Origin of the sequence: Xenorhabdus beddingii (genome assembly GCF_002127545.1) — a bacterium.
In the GTDB taxonomy this organism is placed as follows: domain Bacteria; phylum Pseudomonadota; class Gammaproteobacteria; order Enterobacterales; family Enterobacteriaceae; genus Xenorhabdus; species Xenorhabdus beddingii.
This window is the reverse complement of the sequence record NZ_MUBK01000013.1, coordinates 37,490-60,636: the sequence shown is the minus strand read 5'-3', so window position 1 is coordinate 60,636 and position 23,147 is coordinate 37,490. Positions and strand designations below refer to the sequence as shown.

Below are 23,147 nucleotides of genomic sequence, written 5' to 3'. Positions count from 1 at the left end.
AAGTTCTGTTTATCTCAATGAGAAGGGGATAATGGTGGATCAATCATTACTGGGGATTTCTGGATACATTAAATTTTTTATGGGATTGTTTGCGTTAGTCAATCCGGTTGGCGTCCTGCCTGTTTTCATTAGCATGACGAATTATCAGACCATGGCGGGGCGTAATAAAACCAATCTCATGGCAAACTTGTCTGTTGCCATTATCTTATGTATTTCATTATTAGTGGGTGATTCTATCCTCTATGTGTTTGGTATTTCTATAGACTCGTTTCGTATTGCTGGTGGGATGCTAATCGTTACGATTGCCGTCGCCATGATTAATGGTAAGTTGGGTGAAGACAAACAAAATAAGCTGGAAAAATCGGAAGCGGCAGTGAGAACCAGTGTCGCTGTTGTGCCGCTGGCGTTACCTCTGATGGCAGGGCCTGGAGCGATGAGTTCTTGTATGGTATGGAGCGCCCGTTATCAAGGGTGGCAAAATTATTTTGGATTGGCATTAACCAGTGTGTTATTTGCTTTTTGTTGTTGGTTGTTATTCCGTTCAGCCTCTCTGTTAGTCAAGTTTTTGGGTCAGACGGGCATTAATGTGATTACTCGAATTATGGGGTTGCTGCTCATGTCGTTGGGGGTTGAGTTTATTGTCACCGGGGCAAGAACTTTATTTCCGGGGTTGCTGTGATATAACCGGGATCACTTATGTATTTATTTAAGTCGTTAATGTAAGAAAATGAAATTTTCTACTCAAATAGAGAGTAAGTTGACCAAAAACAACCAATGATTGACTAATTAAAACGCAATGGGGCAATAACACTGTTTTCGCATAATTTCTTAAAAACCATTGTTTATATTTTATTCTTTTTTGTTCTTGTTTCCTTAAAATAATACTGTGATTTTCCACACTGTTTTACTTCTCATCGCATTATCTGGCTGGTGGCTTGCTCGGCTATTTTGTGATGAGGGTGGACTTTTACTCAGTGGTGATTGCATTTTGTTAAAATAATGTTTATTTTCTCTTGAGGTGACATGTTAGGATTATTTCTTTAAGTAAATGAAATAAAACTTATTGTTATCAGTGTCTTACATTGATGCTGGGGTGCTTTTCACACAGGAGGAACAAATAACCTTAATCCGTTAATAAATTTATTATAAAAACTATATAACAATTATTATGCGGGCATCGATTCTTAATAGGTTAATTACTGCTTGTTAACGAGATAAGTAAATTATCGGGGTTAGTAGATTAAAAACGATTCATTTACTGTTTATAACGTGGAGAACAAAATGAGAAACAAACCATTAAAGTTGGGTCGGTTGATTTCAAGTCTCGTTTTATTATCGGTTCCTGCTGTGCAGAGTATTGCTGCGACAGTTCCGGCAGGGATCACACTAGCCGACAAACAAGAAGTCACCGTTAACAATGGTGTTGAAGTCACTTCACTGGACCCGCATAAAGTTGAAGGTAACCCAGAAACAACCGTTATCCGTAATTTGCTGGAAGGATTGGTGACGACAGACCCAAATGGCGAAACCCTACCTGGTGTGGCAGAAAGATGGGAAAATGAAGGTAATAAAGTGTGGACGTTCCATTTACGCAAGGATGCCAAATGGAGCGATGGTAAGCCCGTAACTGCGCAGGATTTTGTTTATAGCTGGCGCCGTCTGGCCGATCCAAACACCGGGTCGCCTTATACCAGTTATTTGCAATATATCTATCTTCAAGACGTTGACGATATTCTGAAAGGGATAAAGTCCCCGGATCAGTTGGGTGTTAAAGCATTAGATGATCATCGTCTCCAAGTCACTCTCAGCCAGCCCGTTCCTTATCTGGTCGATATGTTGAGCCATACCGCAATGAAACCCGTCCGGCAAGATGTAGTCGAAAAATGGGGGAATAAATGGACATTACCGGAACATTATATTGGCAATGGGGCTTATACCTTGAAAGAGTGGGTGGTCAATGAACGGATCGTGTTAACCCGTAATCCTCAGTATTGGAATAATAAAGAAACCCTCATTGAGAAAGGCACTTTCCTGCCTATTGTCTCAGAGATCAGCGATGTTAACCGTTATCGTAGCGGGGAAGTCGATATCACCGGCAGTGCCATTCCACCTGATCTGTACAAAAAAATAAAACGGGATATGCCGGAACAATTGCAGATTTCTCCTTACTTGTGCACGTTTTACTATGAAATCAATAACCAAAAACCGCTGTTTAAAGATAAACGGGTACGGGAAGCCATAAAACTGGGCCTTGACCGGAATATTATCGCGGAAAGGATTATGGGGCAGGGGCAAATCCCTGCGTATGGTTTCAGCCCGACGTATATTGGTGGCGGCCTGAACATTAATCCGAAATGGGCAAGCTGGACACAGGAACAGCGAAATCAGCGGGCAAGGGAACTGTTAAAAGAAGCGGGTTTTGATGCCAATAATCCCCTTAAATTCACTTTGCTGTACAACACCTCAGAGCAAAACAAACAACAAGCCATTGCCGCGGCTTCTATGTGGCAGAAAAATATTGGCGCAAAAGTCACTTTGCAAAATCAGGAGTGGAAAACCTCTCTCCAAAACCGCCATGAGGGAAATTATGATGTCGCGCGAGCGACCTGGTGTGGGGATTATAACGAACCTTCTTCTTTCTTGAATACATTGCTGTCAACGAGCAGCAACAATACGGGTTTCTATCAAAGTGCCGCTTTTGACCATTATCTTCATCAGGCTTTGGTTGCCAAAGATAACGCGACACGCAAGGAGTTTTATCAACAGGCCGAAGCCCAACTGGATAACGATTCAGGTCTGATACCGGTTTATTATCGCGTCAGTGTACGCCTTATTCGCCCGACGGTCGGGGGATTAACCGGGAAAGATCCACTGGATTATATCGACTTCAAGAATTTGTATATTAAAAAGGTGGGTCACTGATCATCTCTGCAACATAGTGTCTTACTGTAAAACATAGTGTCTTACTGTAAAACATAGTGTCTTGCTGTAAACAAAATTGTCTTGCTGTAAATAAAATAGTTATTTTGGATACGTATAATCACCATCCCAATGTGTGGATATGACTGTAAGGTCAGATGATATCAATTGGAGTAAAAATAACATGATAAACACAACAAAGAAAAAACTGGCTACCGGCATTACGATAGCTTTAAGTATGATGATGGGGGGGCAGGTCTTTGCAGCGCAAGTACCGGCGGGTGTGCAACTTGCAGACCCTGCAAAACAGGTGTTGGTCCGCAATAATGGTTCTGAACCTCAATCATTGGACCCGCATAAAACCGAAGGTGTACCAGAATCTAACATTGCTCGTGATTTATTTGAAACTCTGGTGATCAATGAGCCTGACGGGAAAATTATACCGGGTGTTGCAGAAAGCTGGGACAATAAGGATTTTAAAGTTTGGACATTCCATTTGCGTAAAGATGCAAAATGGTCAAATGGTGACCCGGTCACCGCACAGGATTTTGTTTACAGTTTTCGCCGGTTAGTCGATCCCAATACAGCATCGCCTTACGCAAGTTATATGCAATATGCTCATCTTGCTAATGTTGATGATGTCATCAAAGGCAAGCAAAAACCTGAAACTTTGGGGGTGAAGGCATTAGATGACCACACATTACAGTTAACGCTCAGTGAAGCCGTTCCTTATTTAGTCAGGTTGTTTGTTCATACCAGTACTTCCCCCGTCCATCGCGCAACCGTAGAAAAATATGGCGATAGATGGACACAACCCCAGAACTTTGTCGGTAATGGTGCTTATAAACCGAAAAGTTGGGTGATCAATGAACGCCTGGTTCTCGAACGTAATCCTCAGTATTGGGATGATAAAAATACTGTCATTAATCAAATCACTCTCTTGCCAATTTCCTCTGAAATTACGGATGTTAACCGTTATCGCGCGGGCGAGATTGAGATGACTTATAACAACTTACCCGTTGAATTATTCCAAAAACTGAAAAAAGAGATCCCTGATCAGTTAGTTTTTAATCCGAAATTGTGCATTTATTACTATGAAATTAATAACGAAAAACCCCCCTTTAATGATCCAAGGGTACGTACCGCGCTGAAACTGGGGATGGATCAGGATATTATGACGAATAAGGTGAAAAATCAGGGTGATATACCCGCTTATGGTTATACCCCACCTTATATCGCCGATTTTAAAGATGAAAAACCAGACTGGTATGCCAAACTCAATCAGCAACAGCGCAACGAAGAAGCAAAAAAACTTTTGGCTGAAGCTGGATTCACCAAAGATAACCCTTTGAAATTCAAACTATTATACAACACTTCCGATTTGCATAAAAAATTGGCTATCGCTGCCGCTTCTATTTGGAAAAAGAACATCGGTGTTGATGTTTCACTCGAAAATCAGGAGTGGAAAACGTACCTCGATTCCCGCCACCAAGCCAACTATGACGTTGCCCGCGCCGGATGGTGCGCTGATTATAACGAAGCCACTACCTTCCTGAACCCCATGTTATCCGATAGCAGTAACAATACGGCTCACTATAAGAGCAAAGAATTTGATGCGTTAATGAAACAGTCACTCGAAGTCAACAACGATGAAGAACGCGCTGAGATTTATGCCAAGGCCAATGCGCAATTGGATAAAGATTCTGTGATCGTCCCAATCTTTTACTATACCAATTCTCTTTTAGTCAAACCTTATGTGGGGGGTTATACCGGCAAAGATCCTCTGGATAATTACCATACAAAAAATCTGTACATAATAAAACATTAGGAATCAGCAGATGGCGCAATGAATTGGCGCCATCTGCGTGTTAGGTCATTAAAAGCCACGGTTTGGCTAAACAATAGGAACGGGCAATGCTGAAATTTATTTTACGCCGCTGCTTAGAGGCGATCCCGACACTTTTTATACTGATTACTATTTCGTTTTTTATGATGCGGCTTGCGCCGGGTAGCCCATTTACAGGGGAAAGGAAGTTACCGCCAGAAGTGATGGCAAATATTGAAGCGAAATATCATCTTAATGATCCTATCTATAAACAATATTTCAATTACTTAATCCAACTCTCTAAAGGGGATTTTGGCCCTTCATTCAAATATAAAGACTACAGTGTCAATGATCTGGTTGCAGAGGCTCTGCCTGTTTCTGCTAAATTGGGATTGGCTGCTTTTGTCATGGCGGTCGTATTTGGTGTCAGTGCAGGAGTGATTGCGGCATTGAACCAGAATACCAAATGGGACTACACCGTGATGGGATTTGCCATGACGGGGGTGGTGATCCCCAGTTTCGTGGTTGCTCCCTTATTAGTGTTGATATTCGCCATTACATTAAAATGGTTGCCGGGGGGAGGCTGGAATGGCGGGGCACCTAAATATATGCTTTTGCCCATGGTTGCGCTTTCCCTTTCTTATATTGCCAGTATATCCCGTATTACCCGCGGTTCGATGATAGAAGTATTGCATTCCAACTTTATTCGTACAGCACGAGCCAAGGGTTTGCCATTACGCAAAATTATCTTTCGTCATGCGTTAAAACCGGCGCTATTACCTGTTATTTCTTATATGGGACCTGCATTCGTCGGCATTATTACCGGTTCAATGGTGATCGAAACTATTTTCGGCTTACCGGGTCTGGGACAATTGTTTGTGAATGGCGCATTAAACCGTGATTACTCACTGGTATTGAGTTTGACGATTCTGGTGGGGAGCTTGACCATTATGTTTAATGCGATTGTTGATGTGCTGTATGCCGTCATTGACCCCAAAATTCGTTACTAAGACTGGAGCGCGCCATGTTACTGAACAAAAAAAATAGCGAAGCTCTGGAAAGTTTTTCTGAGCAGCTAGAAATTGAAGGTCGTAGTTTGTGGCAAGATGCACGCCGCCGTTTTATACATAACAAAGCGGCAATTACCAGTTTATGTCTTCTGTTATTGATCACATTATTCGTGATTTTAGCCCCGATGCTATCCCAATTTACTTACGATGACACAGATTGGAATATGATGACGATGCCACCGGATTTTGAAGCCAAACACTATTTTGGCACCGATTCATCAGGACGCGACCTGCTGGTACGTGTTGCCATTGGCGGGCGCATCTCATTGATGGTCGGGATTGCCGCTGCCTTGATCGCTGTGTTGTTTGGCACTCTCTACGGTGCGACGTCAGGCTATCTTGGCGGCAAAATTGACATGATCATGATGCGTTTATTGGAAATCCTTAACTCTTTCCCTTTCATGTTCTTTGTTATCCTGCTGGTGACTTTCTTCGGTCAAAACATCCTGTTAATTTTCGTTGCGATCGGCATGGTGTCGTGGCTGGACATGGCACGTATCGTCCGTGGTCAGACATTGAGCTTAAAACGCAAGGAATTCATTGAGGCCGCGTTGGTTTGTGGTGTTTCCAGCCGCCATATCGTCTTGCGTCATATCGTGCCAAACGTATTGGGTGTTGTTGTGGTTTATGCCTCATTGCTCGTACCCAGTATGATCTTGTTTGAATCTTTCTTGAGTTTCCTTGGGCTGGGAACGCAGGAACCACTCAGTAGTTGGGGAGCGTTGTTAAGTGATGGCGCCAATTCGATGGAAGTGGCCCCGTGGTTACTGTTATTTCCGGCAGGCTTTCTGGTCATGACCTTGTTTTGTTTTAATTTTATTGGTGACGGTCTGCGGGATGCCCTCGATCCGAAAGACCGTTAAGGAGAGCCTATGAATCGCGTAGAAACTTCAAAAAATACTGAATCACGATCATCAGTAAAATCATCATCAGCAAACCTATTATCAGTGAAAGACTTGGATGTGATATTCAGCACTCCTGATGGCAATGTGACTGCCGTGAATAAACTGAATTTTGAATTACAGGCGGGAGAAACACTGGGGATCGTAGGAGAATCTGGCTCTGGTAAATCTCAGACGGCATTTGCGCTAATGGGATTATTGGCCAGCAATGGTTCTGTCAGTGGTTCCGCTAACTTTAATGGGCGAGAAATTCTCAACCTGCAAGAAAAAGAGTTGAACAGGATGCGGGCGGAAGAGATCTCGATGATATTTCAAGATCCCATGACTTCCCTGAATCCTTATATGCGGGTCGGTGAGCAACTTACTGAAGTACTGATGCTGCATAAACGTATGAGCAAAAGCGAAGCTGTTGAAGAGTCCATTCGCATGTTGGATGCTGTTAAGATGCCAGAGGCACGCAAGCGAATGCGAATGTATCCGTATGAATTCTCTGGTGGAATGCGTCAGCGAGTGATGATAGCCATGGCACTGTTGTGTCAGCCTAAGTTATTGATTGCAGATGAACCGACAACGGCATTGGATGTGACGGTTCAGGCACAGATCATGACATTGCTTAATGAACTGAAGAGTGAGTTCAATACCGCCATTATCATGATTACCCATGACTTGGGGGTGGTGGCGGGTATTTGTGACAAAGTATTGGTGATGTATGCGGGAAGAACGATGGAATATGGTACAGCGCGTGACCTGTTTTATCATCCGACGCACCCATATTCCATCGGGCTATTGAACGCCGTTCCCCGCTTGGATGGAAACGAATCATCACTGTCAACCATTCAAGGTAACCCTCCCAACTTATTGCGTTTGCCGAAAGGATGTCCATTTCAGCCTCGTTGCCAGTTTGCCACTGAGCGTTGTGTTCACGAAGAGCCGCAACTGGAAAGATTTGACCTTGGGCGCTTGCGTGCCTGCTTTAAACGCCAGGAGGAATTAGTATGAGCACAATCGCTGAAAAACGAGTCCTATTGGAAGTTGATGACCTCAAAGTTTACTTTGATATCAAAGACGGAAAACAGTGGTTCTGGCAGCCGGCCAAGACCTTAAAAGCGGTGGATGGTGTGACCCTGAGGTTATACGAAGGTGAAACACTGGGCGTCGTGGGGGAATCTGGCTGTGGGAAGTCGACACTTGCCAGAGCGGTTATTGGGTTGGTGAAAGCCTCTGGTGGTGCGGTTACGTGGCTTGGGCAGAACTTGCTGGAGATGGGTGACAAACAATGGCGGGAGGTTCGCAACGATATCCAGATGATTTTTCAAGACCCCTTGGCATCACTGAACCCGCGTATGACCATTGGTGACATTATCGCTGAACCGTTGAAAACGTATTATCCCAAAATGAAGGAGGGGGAAATAAAAGAAAAAGTTAAACAGATGATGATGCGGGTAGGATTATTGCCCAATCTGATTAACCGATATCCTCATGAATTTTCAGGCGGACAATGTCAACGTATCGGCATTGCCCGTGCCTTGATCCTGGAGCCTAAATTAGTGATTTGTGATGAACCTGTTTCAGCACTGGATGTTTCCATTCAGGCACAAGTCGTTAATTTATTGCAGGAATTACAGCGGGAAATGGGGCTTTCCCTGATATTTATTGCGCATGACCTCTCTATAGTGAAACACATATCAGATCGCGTATTGGTGATGTATTTGGGGAATGCTGTAGAATTAGGGACTTACGACGAGGTTTACCATAACCCGTTGCACCCTTACACCAAGGCATTGATGTCAGCGGTGCCGATCCCTGATCCAGACAAAGAACGCAACAAACAAATTGAATTATTGGAAGGGGAACTCCCTTCACCGATTGATCCTCCATCCGGATGTGTGTTTCGCACTCGCTGCCCAATGGCAGATGCTGAATGTGCCCATACTCGCCCATTGCTTGAAGGTAGCTTTAAACATGCGGTTTCCTGTCTTAAAGTCGATCCGCTATAGTGAGTGATTAGAGTACTTGGGTTGTTAATATATTGTTAAAATACATTGATTAAAACATATAAAGTGACACGGTCACGGATAAAAAGAATGCCCTCATGATGAGGGCATTCTTTTGGCCAGTAAAATATTCGCAGGGGCGATAGGCTGTTATTTTTTCCATAGGATATGGTAAATAGGGTGCGATTTTTCCCGGCAAATCAAAATGCGGGCAAAAACATCATCAATTTCGGCATCGTCTGATTCTGCCAAACCGATAATGACTTCTGAGAAAAAATCCGGGTTCAAATTAAAATCAACATGCTCAGACCAAATATCTGAAAGCTCCAGTAATTCAGCACCACCCCGTTCTTCAAATTGCAAATTAAACAATAGACTATCAGCCGGATCGAGATGGGTGAGGGCTTGTTCCAGAAAAATATCGTAGGCTCTTTCAAGCGCCTCATCTTCAGTCATTCGGTTGTTAACATCCAATGGCATAGAATGTATCGATTGATTTTCCATGATGGTATTTTCCGAGATTAATAACAGGGCAAAATTAAAACATGTTCGCTATTGAATGCATACTTTTTCTGTCACGAATTATAACAGAGGACTGAAAAAGTAGCATACACGTTCAAGAATACGACTCCAGACCGGGCGTTTTTCCCATTCATGGTTTGCAAGCAGGGTTGAGCGCATAATATAGTCCTGCTGAACCAAGGTTAAATCATTTCCGAAGTGTTCATCATCAATCACCACCGTGATTTCAAAGTTCAACCATAAGCTGCGCATATCCAAATTAACTGAGCCGACCATACTGAGCTGTCCATCTACCAAAACACTCTTGGCATGTAATAGCCCATCTTCAAATTGATAAATTTTTACACCCGCTTCCAATAGTTCAGCAAAAAATGCCCGGCTGGCCCAACGAACAAGAAAGGAATTGTTCTGACTGGGGATGATAATACTGACATCAACTCCGCGCATGGCTGCGGTACAAATTGCGTGCATCAAATCATCACTGGGAACAAAATAGGGTGTAGTCAGAATAAGTTGCTCGCGGGCCGAAAAAATCGCGGTCATTAAGGATTGTTGGATTAACTCATCAGGAAATCCCGGCCCGGAAGCAATCACTTGAGCGGTATGCCCGCTGGCCTGTTCAAAAGGGATGAGGGCGCTGTCTGGTGGCGTCGGAAGATGGCATTGCCCTGTTTCCATTTCCCAGTCAAAAGCGTAGATAATGCCGAGCGTTGTCGTGACCGGGCCTTCCATTCTTACCATAATATCAACCCATTGCCCGACCCCTGCATCCTGTTTAAAAAAGCGGGGGTCAACCATATTCATGCTTCCAGTGTATGAAATATAATTATCGATAAGAATAATTTTTCTATGTTGACGTAAGTCCATACGGCGCAAGAACAAGCGGAAGATATTCACTTTTAGCGATTCGACAAATTCAATACCTGCTTTCCGCATAATATCAGGATATGGGCTGCGGAAAAATTGCCAGCTTCCTGCTGAATCCACCATAATGCGACACTTAACGCCGCGTTTGGCAGCACGCATCAGGGCATCGGTGACCTGATCAACCAATCCGCCGGATTGCCAGATATAAAATACCATCTCAATATTATATTTGGCATTTTCAATATCATTAATAATGGCTTTCAGGGAATGATCATAAGACGTCATTAATTGCATTTTGTTACCCCTGACGCCTTTGATTTGTTGGCGGCGTTCGCACAGTTGAAATAGCGGCGTGGCAACTTCGCTATTTTCATCGGTGAAAATATGGGGGGATTTTTTTAACTCTGCAAGCCATTTGGCGACGGATGAACGCATTTGTTTGGCTTGTTCCACTCTGCGTTTGCCAAGATGCAATTCGCCAAATGACAGATAGGCGACAATTCCCACCAAAGGGAGAATATAAATGATGAGTACCCAGGTCATTGCTGATGTCACGGGGCGACGTTTCATCAAAACACGAATGGTGATACCCGCAATAATCAGCCAGTATAAGAAAATCGCCAGCCAGCTAAGTACAGAATAAAAGGTTGTCATACGTGGCAATCAATCCTGTTTATTTAAGTATTTCTACTGTTATTACCACAAGTTTCTAGAAATTTGGGCAAACTATCAACTTAATACTATTAATTTAACAAAACCATAATTTAACAAAACCATAATTTAACAAAACCATAATTTAACAAAACCATAAGTTAACAAAGAACCCTAATTTAACAGCGAACCCATTTAACAATGAGCTGATAAAGAGGGTTATCGAGGTTATTGTCTTTTATTGATATGCCGAGCTTTTTATGGTTTCGTAATCTACCTTTTATCTTAGAACTGATTCTAATTTATTCTATTTAATGGTGTAAAATCAGTTAATGTACCTATGTATTAGACGTTTTTATGACAAGAATATTCAAAGTGTTTGCAGTAACGATAACTGTACTGATGTTACTGATCGTGTCGGGGTGGTCTACATTGCCGCGCTGGTTACCGCTGGTTGCCAGCCATTGGCTGCCGCAAGGGGTCACTCTTTCTTTGAGTCAACCGAAATGGAGAAAAAACGCACTATGGTTGGATAATCTGTCATTAAAGGCAAAGGCGTGTGAATGGATAAACATATCTGGGGTATCCATAGCGTATTCTCCTCGAGAAAATACTGAAAACCGTGACTGGAATATTCATGTTGCCAATATTGACTCTCAAAGCCAGTGCCTGGCTCAATTGCCTGTTACGGAAAAACAGGTAACTCCATTATCTGTACAGGAAATATTATCTTCCATACCCTCGGTGAGTCTTGTTGTTGATCGCCTTGCTGTCATGCCGTGGCAGGAATTTGCGGGCAGGTTCCAATTTGATTCCTCATCCCAAGCACAAAGAGTCTCTTATCAAAGTGAGAAGTTAAAACTGAATGCACACATTGCAGATAGACAATCGCTCATTGTTAATCAGTTTTTTGTGAAATTGCCGGAACAGGAAATTAACCTGAATGGGGATCTGACCTTGCCGTTAGATATGAGGGCGCTCCCCGGGCAAGGTCAGCTAACCGCCCATCTATCACTGAGCCAATATCCAGAACCATTGCAGCTTGCATTGAAATGGAAAGGACAAAGTGGAGTGTTTTCCGTTATTGAAGCCAAAAAGCAACAAATCCTGGCGGAATTACCTTGGTCATTTGATGCGTCTCAGTTTTTGATCAGTAATGGTAAATGGCAATGGTCGGGAGCCAGCCAACCCTTATCCGGAGGGGTAAATATCAGATTGGATCAATGGAAAAAAGGCTTGGCTGGTCTGTCTGTCAGTGGACGGATCAATTTAGTGACTCAAAATGATCGAGGTAAAGGCAATGTGGTTTTGTCTGTACAACCCACGCCCATCAGCATGACTCATGCCCATATTCCATTTCAGTTAACAGGACAAGTGAATAGCGGACACATGATCATGGCAATGTCATTGCCTGCTGTTGTGACGGGGCCTCTAGTCGCACCTAAAATGACTTTCCAGTCAGGCGCGTTGTTTCGCGCCTGGGGAAAGGTGAGTGAAACTTTTACGGTCAAAGAAGCACGTTTACCTTTGGCCGGCACTCACTTGACTCGTGATGGCTTTACGGGTCGCCTACAGGCGATTGTGAAAGCGCAAGATAGTTATTGGGGAGAATTTAAATTACATCTGGATGGGTATGCAGAGGATTTCATTCCTGATCAGGGACACTGGAAATGGCGTTATTGGGGTAATGGACATCTGCCACCACTGCAAGCCAAATGGGATATTGCGGGGGCAGGAAACTGGAAGCAATCACAGATAACGGTGGATGTTTTAAACACGGGCTTTGACCGCATCGAATATGGTCTTGTGCAGATGAAAGCCCCACGCTTAAAACTGACCAAGCCATTAATCTGGCAGCGTGCGGCAAAAGAACCGACATTAATGGGGAATTTTCAGCTATCCGCGCAAAAAACCGAATTTCGATCGGGGGGTTTTCTACCCCCATTTAATTTCGATGCCGCCGTGATCGGCCAATCACCGGATAATTTTATGCTGAATGGTGAATTGCGTTCCAAAGGTATTGGCTCGATTCCATTTTATGCTCGCTGGGATGGTGAACGATTGAGGGGAGAAGCCCGTTGGCCGCAGCAATCTTTATTGGCTTTCCAATCTTTGATTCCCCCTGATCTGGGGGTAACGGTGCGTAGCGGTAATATTTATGCTCAAGCGGCTTTTTCAGCGGCGAAAGGGCAAGGGTTACGTGCTGGTGGCCACTGGGTTGTGAGAGATGCAAATATGTGGCTGAAAAATGGCAAAGTTGATGGTCTGGATTTTATTTTGCCGTGGCGTTTGCAGGAACATACTTGGCAGTTGGGATTAACATCACCTGTCCGGTTACGCATCAAAGCCATTAAAGGGCTGTTTGAGATGCAGAATGTGACTGCTGACTTGCTGGGTTTTTATCCTCCATCCGAAACTCAGCCGCTGGCACTGACCAACGTGAATGTTGACATGCTGGATGGTAAGTTGGAGATGAATAAGTTACAGCTTCCACAAAAAGACGCGGCCGTATTGCGCTTTAACACGTTGAATCTGAGTAAATTATTTGGCGTACTCAACGTCAAGCAAATGGCCATGTCAGGAAGGATCAGTGGTGAATTGCCGATCTTATTAAATGATGAACATTGGATTATTCAGCGTGGATGGGTATCTAATGAGGGCTACCTGACATTGCGATTGGATAAGGACACGGTTGATTCCATAGGAAAAAACGACTTATCCGCCGGTATGGCAATGGATTGGTTGCGTTATTTAGAAATCAGCCGTTCGAAAGCCTATGTGACCCTCAATAATTTGGGAATTTTAACCTTGCATTCCGAAATCAGTGGAGTCAATCCTGTGGTAGATGGAAAACGTGAGATCAGGCTTAACTACCGCCATGAGGAGAATATTTTTCAGTTATGGCGCAGTCTGCGTTTTGGCAGTAATCTGGAAGAATGGTTACAGAAAAATATCTCTGTAATGAATGAATTCGATTAGGGATACAAACTTATTGGCTTTAGGTTTTTCCTGTAAAATGGGAGTAATAAATGACAACAAAAGTTGGATGCAGATTACCGATTGTCAGGATGGGCATGACATTGGTGAGTATCATGTTAATCAACATTGCATTGGCTGGCTGTGTCAGGCTGGAAGTGGCGACACCCGATAAGCCCATCAATATCAATATGAACGTGAAAATTGAGCATGAAATTCATATTAAGGTCGATCGACAAATTGAAGATATGCTCAAAAATAACTCTAATTTATTCTAAGGGCTAGAATATGAAAAAAGCAGGGGTGATCTTTCTTTTGAGCCTGTTATTTAGCTCATTTGCTATGGGCATGACATTGAATGAAGCAAAACAACAAGGGCTGGTGGGTGAAACATTCAGTGGTTATCTGGCACCCGTAAAAAATACTCAGAACGCTCAAGCCGTGGTTAAAAAAATTAACCATGAGCGGGAAAAAAGATACGCTGAAATTGCCGCTCAAAATAACATGACAACGGATCAGGTCGCGAAAATCGCGGGTGAAAAATTGGTGAGCCGGGTAGCCTCAGGAGAGTATGTTCTTGGTATCAATGGCAATTGGGTGAAGAAATAAGCGCGCCGTTTGGCGCACTTATTCTTTATCAATCCAGTTTTTATCAACCTACGGATCTTTATTAAGCAACCGCTTTTTCGTGTTCCGTTTGTGCTATTTTTTCTATGACATTATTTATCGCATCACGGGCGTCTTGATGTGCCTGACTTGTGGATTCGGCACCGAGTGCCAGACCTTCAGCAAATACAAATTCTACGTCGGTCATACCGATAAATCCGAGAAAAACACGCAAGTAGGGTACTACCATATCGGTTGGACCATTCTTATGAACACCACCACGGCTACTCAATACAATAACCTGTTTACCTTTTAATAAACCTACCGGGCCTTTTTCGGTATATTGAAAAGTCAGTCCGGCGCGGGCAATCAGGTCAAAATAGGCTTTTAGCTGGGTAGGGATTGTGAAATTATACATCGGGGCAGTGATGACAATAACATCGTGTGTTTTTAATTCTGCAATCAATTCGTCTGACAGGGCCAATACTGCTTTTTGGCGTTCGGTCAACTCACCGCCTGAACGCAAGGCTTCGGCCAATTCTCCATCCAGTACCGGGACTGGGCTTTCAGCCAGATCACGTACAGTTATGTTGCTTTCTGAGTGGTTAGCGAGCCATTTTTCGGCAAAATAATCTGCCATTTTATTGCTTTGAGAATATTGCGCCAAAATGCTGGATTTCAGAACCAGTACCTTACTCATTTTTACGTCCTTAGTTATCTATAATGCTATAACTTTGTTCATGGTATCGACTGAGGTTTATTTTATATAGAGACTGGCTCAGTCAATAGCTCAATATTTTGAGGTAAGCATTCAAATTCATTGAATGTCATAACGCTGCAAATTGGCGGGATGAAGGATATATATGGAGTACATGGAATTGCATAAGATATGTTACACTTCTAATATTTAAATCATAAGAAACAATCCTCTTAGCCTGCAAAGTCAGCGCTACTCAGTTAAAACGTCACAAGGATTTATCACGTGGAATCACCTTTGACAGCACCATTTGCTGAATTATTCGCTGAACTTGATCACACATCGCTGCGCGATCAGTTCCGTTTGAGAAAACGCCTGCATGGGGCAGCAAAAATCAAGAGTCCAACCTCCTTGCAGGCGGTGGCGCAATCCATTTCTGCGGATATTGCTACTGCAAAACAGAAAATCATTCATCGTCAGGCATCACGCCCTTCGGTTCAATATCCTGAAAACCTGCCAGTCAGCCAGAAGAAAGACGATATCTATAAAGCGATCCGCGATCATCAGGTCGTTATCATTGCCGGGGAAACCGGTTCAGGTAAAACGACTCAGATCCCCAAAATCTGCCTTGAGCTGGGCAGAGGCATCAAAGGACTAATCGGCCATACCCAACCCCGTCGTTTGGCGGCACGTTCAGTCGCCAACCGCATTGCGGATGAATTGGAAACACCGCTTGGTTCAACGGTCGGTTATAAAGTCCGTTTTAATGATCAGGTCAGTGAAAATACGTTGGTCAAGTTGATGACCGACGGTATTTTGTTGGCGGAATTACAGCAAGATCGTTTGTTATTGCAATATGATACGTTAATTATCGATGAAGCCCACGAACGCAGCCTTAATATCGATTTTATTCTTGGATATTTGCGCCAGTTATTACCAAAACGTCCAGACCTGAAAGTTATTATCACTTCTGCAACCATTGATCCTGAACGTTTCTCTCGTCATTTCAACAACGCCCCCATTATTGAAGTATCGGGTCGGACTTATCCGGTGGAAGTACGTTATCGGCCAGTAGCCGGTGATGACAATGACCGGGATCAGCTTGAAGCCATCATTGACGCTGTGGATGAGTTGGGACGAGAAAGCTCAGGGGACATACTGGTTTTCATGAGCGGTGAACGTGAAATCCGGGATACGGCGGATGCGCTCAGTAAGCAAAATTTCCGCCATACCGAAATTCTGCCACTTTTCGCACGATTGTCTAACAGTGAACAAAACCGGATATTTCAGTCCCATGTCGGTCGGCGGATCATCTTGGCAACTAACGTAGCGGAAACATCGCTGACTGTACCCGGCATCAAATATGTGATCGATACCGGTTTTGCCCGCATCAGCCGATACAGTTATCGGACCAAAGTGCAGCGTTTACCGATAGAGCCTATTTCCCAGGCCTCTGCCAATCAGAGAAAAGGGCGCTGTGGCCGTGTTTCAGACGGGATTTGTATTCGCCTCTATTCAGAAGATGACTTTCTATCACGTCCTGAATTTACCGATCCTGAAATTCTGCGCACCAATCTGGCTTCGGTTATTTTGCAGATGACCTCTATTGGGTTGGGGGATGTCAGTGCATTCCCATTTGTTGAAGCCCCGGACAAACGGAATATTCAAGATGGTGTTCGTCTTTTGGAAGAGCTGGGTGCCATTGACCCTGAATCCCTGTCAGAAGGAAATTACCGACTGACAGACATGGGAAGGCAATTGGCACAGTTGCCCATCGATCCTCGTTTGGCCCGCATGGTATTGGAAGCCAAGGCGCATGGCTGTGTCCGTGAAGTCATGGTGATTACGTCAGCATTGTCGATTCAGGACCCACGGGAAAGGCCACTGGAAAAACAGCAAGCATCTGATGAAAAACACCGTCGCTTTGCGGATAAAGATTCAGATTTCATTGCCTTCCTGAAATTGTGGGATTTTCTGGTGGAACAGCAGAAAGCGCTTTCCAGCTCCCAATTCCGCAAACTTTGCCGCCAAGATTACCTGAACTATCTTCGTGTCAGAGAATGGCAGGATGTTTACACTCAACTGCGGCAAGTTGTTAAAGAAATTGGCCTACCGATTAATAGTCAGGAAGCGGATTATAGAAGCATTCATGTTGCTTTGCTGACAGGTTTATTATCCCATATCGGGCAAAAAGACGCAGATAAACAGGAATATACGGGTGCGCGTAATGCCCGCTTTTCTGTTTTCCCGGGTTCCGGGCTATTCAAAAAACCCCCCAAATGGGGAATGGTGGCTGAATTAGTGGAAACCAGCCGGTTGTGGGGGCGTGTTGCTGCCCGTATCGAACCTGAATGGATAGAGCCGTTGGCCGCCCATTTAATTAAGCATCATTACAGCGAACCACACTGGCAAAAATCGCAGGGGGCAGTGATGGCATCGGAAAAAGTCACCCTGTATGGTTTGCCAATAGTGGCAAGTCGCTTGGTGAATTACAGCCAGATTGATCCCTTGTTATGCCGCGAATTGTTTATCCGCCATGCACTGGTGGAAGGGGATTGGCAGACACGTCACTCATTTTTCCGCGCGAATCTGAAATTGCGCGAAGAAATTGAAGAGCTGGAGCATAAATCCCGTCGCCGGGATATTCTGGTGGATGACGAGACATTATTCAGTTTCTATGATCAGCGAATAGGCAAAGACGTTGTTTCCTCCCGTCATTTTGATCGCTGGTGGAAAACAACAAGTCAAGATCAGCCGGAATTGCTCAACTTTGAAAAGAGCATGTTGATTAAGGGCGATGCCAATAAAGTCAGTGCATTGGATTATCCGAATTATTGGTATCAGGATAACTTGAAATTCCGTTTGAGTTATCAATTTGAACCGGGAACTGATGCCGATGGTGTGACTGTGCATATTCCGTTACCGGTATTGAATCAGGTCAGGGATGAAGGATTTGACTGGCAAATTCCGGGTGTTCGTCATGAATTGGTTGTTGCGTTGATTAAATCACTGCCAAAACCCATACGTCGTAACTTTGTACCGGCACCTAACTATGCACAAGCATTTTTGGAGCGGGTCACACAACCTCAGGCTACTTTACTGGATTGTCTTGAAAAAGAATTACGTCGGATGACGGGCGTGACAGTTCCACGTGATGCTTGGCAATTAGAGCAAGTTCCTGATCATCTGAAAATCACGTTCCGTATTGTGGGCGATAAAAAATCTGGCGAGAAAAATAAACTGTTAGCGGAAGGCAAAGACCTTTCAGCACTGAAACTAAAATTGAAAGAAAAAGTGCAGGAAACACTGTCAGCGGTTGCAGACGATGGTATAGAACAAAGCGGGCTGCATATCTGGAGTTTTGGCGAATTGCCTGAACGCTATGAGCAGAAACGCGGTAGCTATTCCGTTAAGGCATTTCCGGCACTGGTGGATGAAAAAGACAGTATCGGCATTAAACTGTTTGAAACGGAGTCTGAGCAGCAAAATGCCATGTGGCAAGGAACATGCCGTCTGTTATTGCTGAATATTCCATCACCCATTAAGTACTTGCATGAGAAATTGCCGAACAAATCCAAATTGGGTCTGTACTTCAATCCATATGGAAAAGTGTTGGATTTGATTGATGATTGTATTTCCTGTGGTGTTGATCGATTGATCGCAGAAAATGGCGGGCCAGCCTGGAATGAACAGGCATTTTCTGGTTTGCAGGATAAAGTGCGTGCCGATCTGAATGAGGCGGTGGTTGATATTGCTCAACAAGTAGAACAGATCCTGACCATGGTCTTTAACATCAATAAGCGTCTAAAAGGGCGGGTAGATATTGCTCTCGCACTTGCGTTATCGGATATTAAAGAACAAATTTCCGGCTTGGTTTTTAATGGATTCGTGACGTCCCATGGTTGGAAACGTCTGGCGGATGTTCTGCGCTATTTGAATGGGATCGAACGCCGATTGGAAAAATTGGCGGTGGACCCTCACAAGGATAGGGCGCACATGAGCAAGATTGAACATATTCAACGGCAATGGCAACAATGGCAGGCAAAATTATCTATTCAGCAGAAACAATTGTCTGAAGTCAAAGAAGTGCGTTGGATGATTGAAGAGCTGAGGATTAGCTTGTTTGCCCAGCAATTGGGTACGGCGTATCCCATATCAGACAAGCGTATTTTGCAAGCCATGGACAATATCGCATTGTGATATCCCTATGTACATATAGGGGAGGGGCGGTTGTCGTTAACCGCCTCCTTACACTTGTTGCTTTATATAAAATGCCACCTCTGTTTTTGTAGTTACAACATACCTATTTAGGTTGTAGGTTGCTAGTCACTACATATTACGAATTTAGTTACAACATACTGCTATCTCAACAAACCAGAGAATCACCAGCACAATATTATTGTGCTGGTGATCCCATCCAAATAACATTTCATCTAGTAATAGGTAATAGTAATGGTTGCAGTAGCATCCGCTTTCCCTGGGGTAATATTCGCTTCTGTCTGGATATATCGTGCAGCCAATGGAATGGTGATATCACCGCCTGACTGGGTAGAACCAGATACAACCGGCTCGCCCATTGATACAAGACGGTTTAGATATGATATTTGCAAGCCGATTCCTTTTGCCGTGACGTTGTCACTACGATCCAATGCCCAGATATTTCTGTTATTCCAGTTTTCCGGAGTTCCATCCAGCGTTAATCTGGCATTCACATCAGCATCGCAATTTATTTTGAGATCAAAATTTCGCGTTCCTGCTGTACTGTTAATGCCGCGAAAGTCGCTTTTCTTAACCTCGCCCATATTGACTGAAATCACCTTTTGGGTGAGAGAGCAACCTTTGGTCATGATATAGGTATCTGATAAATAGAAAGTATTAACAAGGATGCGGTGACCCAATTTGGCACGAGTCAGTCTTACTGGTCCGATGACACCTGAGCCGGTTGTTGGCGCAATCTTGATTAACTGTACTGTTAAATAACCCCACGATTGACCGCAATATTGTTTTCCCCAGTGAACGTGTGATGGGCGAGGGCAACTGACGGGATAGATTGCGGTTCTGGGCAGCCACTCAATACCATATCCCGGTGCCCAGGTATTAATACGAATACCCACCCCCGGAACACCCGATTCATAAATGGCATCATAGTTATAGCTTGCAGGTTTAAGAGCGGGTTTTCCCCATATTGCAGGTAGATGGGCATTACAAATGGCTATATTTCCTTTTTCATCCACTTGATCCAGACGTATTTCTTTAATCGTCGTCCCGATAGGATGGTGTCGGGGAACGGTAACCGTTCCGAAAGAAACGCGAGTCGTGCCGCCGGGCACAAAGCCCGGTGAATATTGACAAGAATAGTCAGCTAAACTCTCAAAGCTACTCATCGTGCCGATGAAAAATAGACTTGCCAATAAGACTTTTAATTTGTTGGCCATAAAATGATTTCCATTATTTTCTAATTATATATCAAATACATGTATTGACATTGCTATTCGCAAGAGGCTTCAACCTGATACAAACCTGAAGCAGGGACTTCATCAGGGAGCTGATAATTGACACGACACTCTTGTATTTCTTTGTGTCCCCACTTAACCCATATCTGACCCGATTCAGGAATACCACTGAGATAAACCTGTCCATCATTGCTGACAATGGCGCTGTTGGGGTTATCAATATCATGCTGTTTTTCCAATGTTGCCATGGCACCAAATGGGATTTCTTTGCCTTGATGGGAAAGGCTCATCAAAACGCGATAACCGATGCGAGTCTGGAAATTGGCCAGCGTCAGAGAACCCTGAGTTGGGATAATTGTTTGCGTATTGATATCAATATCAACGTTGTCCCCCAGTGAATAAGTATCCAGCGCAATGCGGTTTCTCCGATAGCTACTGACATAAGGCACAATGGCATAGCCTTTCCAGTCGGTTTTGATGCCGGTCTGGTTTTGCACTTTGACGCCTGAAGCACCATTGGCGCGCACTAATACCAAGGTATCACCTAAAGATTGGGAAAGAGTGATGCCATAAGGATGGGCAACGATCCCGCCATTTAAACCATAATTCAGTTGCCTGGAATATTTATCGTAATTGTAACCGGCGTTGATTTGACCATAGGTTCCTTTATATTCTGCTCCGATATTTCCGCCTACGCCTTTATTATGATTGGTATAATTTTGCTGAATGTTATAAGTCAGTTGGTTATCTTCAAGCGCGGTGCCATTTAAACTGATTTGATGAGAGGTGTCACTGTGTTTGCTGTTGGACATGTTATAGCTTACCCAGCTATTTTTTAGCCAATGCTCAAGGGGGATCTGAACGTTGAATGAGACAATCTGTTCATTATGAGCCGAGCCGGGAAAAGCGCTGTAAGAATAATTTAAGGTATAATTGATTGAATTATAACTTGTGTTATAGCCAGCACTGATATTCCTTTCGTAACCTTTTTGCTGCCAATAATCCTGTTGGAAAGCCGATAAATAAATGGCTCCCCAATCGCCGAGAGGCTGATTAATATGTAGCTGCAATTTACTGCGCCTATTGGTGCCATTGTGGGTTATCCCATTAATTGCAGAATCTAACTCGTTCGCTTCTTTAAAATCGTAAAAATTTCGTGTCGAGTAACGATAACCCGTGAGAGTGAAGTTAGTCTTCGTCTGGGGAAGATCTTTGGCATATTGGAAGCGATAAGATTGACCATAAGCACGGGAACCTGACATTAAATGGGTTTTGGCATAAGTCGCATCAAAAGAAAAAGAACCCCAATCAGAGAGACTATAGCCTGTACCCAAGGCGATGGCATGATAATCTTTTGCAATTGTGGTTCCACCATAGGCAGTCACACGGTTGGAAATACCATAAATTACCGAACCCTGCATGAAGTAGGGTTCTTTGCCATGAGGGGAACTAGATTGATATTTTCCCAAAGTCAGCGAGTGGCGCAGATTATTTTCCCGTAACATTACGGGTACGGTAGAGAACGTTTGCACAGAACGATGTTCTCTCCCATCGGCTTCCTTGACAATGACCTCCATATCTCCGGTTGACGTTGTTGGATAGAGATCATTGATGACAAAAGGTCCGGGAGAAACGTAAGATTCATAGATAATGTAACCATTTTGTTTGATGGTCACCTGAGCATTGCTTTGGGCAATTCCCCTAATCGTCGGTGCAAATCCTTTTAAGCTATCAGGCAACATATTGTCATCGGAAGACAATTGTATTCCACGAAACTGGAAGCTATCAAAGATAGGTGAGGGCGTGTAACTATCACCTAATGTTAATTGGCTTTTTAGTGTATGAATATCCCGCTGAAGGTACGTATTGATGTTTTGCCATTTTCTATTCTGACTGCTGTAAGTGGAATAATTCCGCAAACGCCACGCTTCCCAATTGGCGCCCGTTCTGAGGTTGAGAAAATGGTTTTTTGTGGAGCCGGGCTGATTATCCTGCCAGTTCATGGAACCATTATAACTATAGTTGACTGACAGGGAGGTTAATCCCTGATCCCACAAATGAGGCGGAACAGACTCTTTCGCCTGACTATTCATGATCGCTTGGGGAATACTGATATCCAGCCGCTGGAGTTTGAAATCAAAAGCTGTCGATGCTGATGGAATATATTGACCCAGATCAGTTAATTCCGTGTCTTGCGGCAGATTAAGCAATTTGGGAACTGACTCAATATTGACGCCCATGCTTTTGAGTTGTTGTATTGTCAGCCTGGGAGATAGCTTATTATTTACGGCAATAAAATCGATATTTCCGGTATCTACTTTTTCCCGATTAAGATAAATATCTACCCAATAAAGGCCGGGAGGTTGTTGATCATCTTGAGTGAAAATGGATAGATCAATATTTTCAGGAAAGCCCGAATGGGTTTCCAACGCATTAATGTTGAAATACTCTTCAGCGTAAGATTTATTGTTATACACAAAAATAGATGTGGTTAACAATGCACAGAGAGGCGCCTTAATATATAGACCACTCAAGCCGGGCTTGATAAATAACGACCAATTATCAGAAATGTTTTTTTGAAGATAATGACGATAGTTACCCATGATAATTTTCTAATTTTGATATACCCTCCATCATCCAAGCGGTTTCTTGAAATTTATTGGGT

Annotated in this window: 16 protein-coding genes; 11 read left to right on the top strand and 5 right to left on the bottom strand. The window is 43.6% G+C overall.

Annotation, left to right across the window (positions count from 1 at the left end; translation table 11 throughout):
• The first annotated feature begins 31 nt into the window (after positions 1 to 31).
• The 7 genes from Xbed_RS09420 to oppF all read left to right on the top strand — a co-directional run bounded on the left by Xbed_RS09420 (position 32) and on the right by oppF (position 8,713).
• The gene (locus Xbed_RS09420; protein ID WP_139837475.1) at positions 32 to 679 is read left to right on the top strand and encodes a YchE family NAAT transporter; all 648 of its coding nucleotides are present in this window, start codon (positions 32 to 34) and stop codon (positions 677 to 679) included.
• A gap of 602 nt (positions 680 to 1,281) precedes the next feature.
• A complete protein-coding gene (locus Xbed_RS09415) occupies positions 1,282 to 2,922 on the top strand; it encodes an ABC transporter substrate-binding protein (RefSeq protein ID WP_086112679.1) in 1,641 nt (546 codons plus the stop codon).
• Positions 2,923 to 3,103: 181 nt separating this feature from the next.
• A complete protein-coding gene (gene oppA / locus Xbed_RS09410) occupies positions 3,104 to 4,747 on the top strand; it encodes an oligopeptide ABC transporter substrate-binding protein OppA (protein WP_086112678.1) in 1,644 nt (547 codons plus the stop codon).
• An 86-nt stretch (positions 4,748 to 4,833) separates the two neighbouring features.
• The gene (oppB, locus tag Xbed_RS09405) at positions 4,834 to 5,754 is read left to right on the top strand and encodes an oligopeptide ABC transporter permease OppB (RefSeq protein ID WP_086112677.1); all 921 of its coding nucleotides are present in this window, start codon (positions 4,834 to 4,836) and stop codon (positions 5,752 to 5,754) included.
• Positions 5,755 to 5,768: 14 nt separating this feature from the next.
• Positions 5,769 to 6,677, top strand: a complete 909-nt coding sequence (oppC, locus tag Xbed_RS09400) for an oligopeptide ABC transporter permease OppC (protein WP_086112676.1) — start codon at positions 5,769 to 5,771, stop codon at positions 6,675 to 6,677.
• A gap of 9 nt (positions 6,678 to 6,686) precedes the next feature.
• Complete coding sequence (oppD, locus tag Xbed_RS09395; RefSeq protein ID WP_086112675.1) at positions 6,687 to 7,715, top strand: ABC transporter ATP-binding protein; 1,029 nt, start codon at positions 6,687 to 6,689, stop codon at positions 7,713 to 7,715.
• A complete protein-coding gene (gene oppF / locus Xbed_RS09390) occupies positions 7,712 to 8,713 on the top strand; it encodes a murein tripeptide/oligopeptide ABC transporter ATP binding protein OppF (protein WP_086112674.1) in 1,002 nt (333 codons plus the stop codon). The genes oppD and oppF overlap by 4 nt, the downstream gene beginning before the upstream one ends.
• A gap of 147 nt (positions 8,714 to 8,860) precedes the next feature.
• Here oppF and Xbed_RS09385 read toward each other — a convergent pair whose 3' ends face one another.
• Positions 8,861 to 9,190 (bottom strand): HI1450 family dsDNA-mimic protein, encoded by a 330-nt coding sequence (locus tag Xbed_RS09385; RefSeq protein WP_208612220.1) that lies wholly within the window; start codon positions 9,188 to 9,190, stop codon positions 8,861 to 8,863.
• A gap of 102 nt (positions 9,191 to 9,292) precedes the next feature.
• Positions 9,293 to 10,753, bottom strand: coding sequence for a cardiolipin synthase (cls, locus tag Xbed_RS09380; protein ID WP_086112672.1), 1,461 nt, complete (start codon positions 10,751 to 10,753; stop codon positions 9,293 to 9,295).
• Positions 10,754 to 11,107: 354 nt separating this feature from the next.
• Here cls and Xbed_RS09375 point away from each other — a divergent pair, with 354 nt between their 5' ends.
• From Xbed_RS09375 to Xbed_RS09365, 3 genes are all read left to right on the top strand, one after another.
• Positions 11,108 to 13,729 carry a YdbH family protein gene (locus Xbed_RS09375; RefSeq protein WP_086112671.1) on the top strand — a complete coding sequence of 874 codons (2,622 nt, stop codon included), beginning with the start codon at positions 11,108 to 11,110 and terminating at the stop codon, positions 13,727 to 13,729.
• Positions 13,730 to 13,818: 89 nt separating this feature from the next.
• Positions 13,819 to 14,004 (top strand): YnbE family lipoprotein, encoded by a 186-nt coding sequence (locus tag Xbed_RS09370; RefSeq protein ID WP_244182455.1) that lies wholly within the window; start codon positions 13,819 to 13,821, stop codon positions 14,002 to 14,004.
• Between the two features lie 10 nt (positions 14,005 to 14,014).
• Positions 14,015 to 14,335, top strand: coding sequence for a YdbL family probable chaperone protein (locus Xbed_RS09365; RefSeq protein ID WP_086112669.1), 321 nt, complete (start codon positions 14,015 to 14,017; stop codon positions 14,333 to 14,335).
• Between the two features lie 61 nt (positions 14,336 to 14,396).
• Here Xbed_RS09365 and Xbed_RS09360 read toward each other — a convergent pair whose 3' ends face one another.
• Entirely contained in the window at positions 14,397 to 15,032 is a 636-nt protein-coding gene (locus tag Xbed_RS09360) for an FMN-dependent NADH-azoreductase (protein ID WP_086112668.1), read from the bottom strand.
• A 282-nt stretch (positions 15,033 to 15,314) separates the two neighbouring features.
• Here Xbed_RS09360 and hrpA point away from each other — a divergent pair, with 282 nt between their 5' ends.
• Positions 15,315 to 19,229, top strand: coding sequence for an ATP-dependent RNA helicase HrpA (gene hrpA / locus Xbed_RS09355; protein ID WP_086112667.1), 3,915 nt, complete (start codon positions 15,315 to 15,317; stop codon positions 19,227 to 19,229).
• A gap of 233 nt (positions 19,230 to 19,462) precedes the next feature.
• Here hrpA and Xbed_RS09350 read toward each other — a convergent pair whose 3' ends face one another.
• Both Xbed_RS09350 and Xbed_RS09345 read right to left on the bottom strand, forming a co-directional pair.
• Positions 19,463 to 20,464, bottom strand: coding sequence for a fimbrial protein (locus Xbed_RS09350; RefSeq protein WP_086112666.1), 1,002 nt, complete (start codon positions 20,462 to 20,464; stop codon positions 19,463 to 19,465).
• A gap of 53 nt (positions 20,465 to 20,517) precedes the next feature.
• A complete protein-coding gene (locus tag Xbed_RS09345; protein ID WP_086112665.1) occupies positions 20,518 to 23,085 on the bottom strand; it encodes a fimbria/pilus outer membrane usher protein in 2,568 nt (855 codons plus the stop codon).
• Positions 23,086 to 23,147: the final 62 nt, after the last annotated feature.

Bases quoted from the DNA above. Each gene is read 5' to 3' on its own strand.
- Xbed_RS09420 (WP_139837475.1), top strand. From the start codon at position 32: ATGGTGGATCAATCATTACTGGGGATTTCTGGATACATTAAATTTTTT.
- Xbed_RS09415 (WP_086112679.1), top strand. From the start codon at position 1,282: ATGAGAAACAAACCATTAAAGTTGGGTCGGTTGATTTCAAGTCTCGTT.
- oppA (WP_086112678.1), top strand. From the start codon at position 3,104: ATGATAAACACAACAAAGAAAAAACTGGCTACCGGCATTACGATAGCT.
- oppB (WP_086112677.1), top strand. From the start codon at position 4,834: ATGCTGAAATTTATTTTACGCCGCTGCTTAGAGGCGATCCCGACACTT.
- oppC (WP_086112676.1), top strand. From the start codon at position 5,769: ATGTTACTGAACAAAAAAAATAGCGAAGCTCTGGAAAGTTTTTCTGAG.
- oppD (WP_086112675.1), top strand. From the start codon at position 6,687: ATGAATCGCGTAGAAACTTCAAAAAATACTGAATCACGATCATCAGTA.
- oppF (WP_086112674.1), top strand. From the start codon at position 7,712: ATGAGCACAATCGCTGAAAAACGAGTCCTATTGGAAGTTGATGACCTC.
- Xbed_RS09385 (WP_208612220.1), bottom strand. From the start codon at position 9,190: ATGCCATTGGATGTTAACAACCGAATGACTGAAGATGAGGCGCTTGAA.
- cls (WP_086112672.1), bottom strand. From the start codon at position 10,753: ATGACAACCTTTTATTCTGTACTTAGCTGGCTGGCGATTTTCTTATAC.
- Xbed_RS09375 (WP_086112671.1), top strand. From the start codon at position 11,108: ATGACAAGAATATTCAAAGTGTTTGCAGTAACGATAACTGTACTGATG.
- Xbed_RS09370 (WP_244182455.1), top strand. From the start codon at position 13,819: ATGGGCATGACATTGGTGAGTATCATGTTAATCAACATTGCATTGGCT.
- Xbed_RS09365 (WP_086112669.1), top strand. From the start codon at position 14,015: ATGAAAAAAGCAGGGGTGATCTTTCTTTTGAGCCTGTTATTTAGCTCA.
- Xbed_RS09360 (WP_086112668.1), bottom strand. From the start codon at position 15,032: ATGAGTAAGGTACTGGTTCTGAAATCCAGCATTTTGGCGCAATATTCT.
- Xbed_RS09350 (WP_086112666.1), bottom strand. From the start codon at position 20,464: ATGGCCAACAAATTAAAAGTCTTATTGGCAAGTCTATTTTTCATCGGC.
- Xbed_RS09345 (WP_086112665.1), bottom strand. From the start codon at position 23,085: ATGGGTAACTATCGTCATTATCTTCAAAAAAACATTTCTGATAATTGG.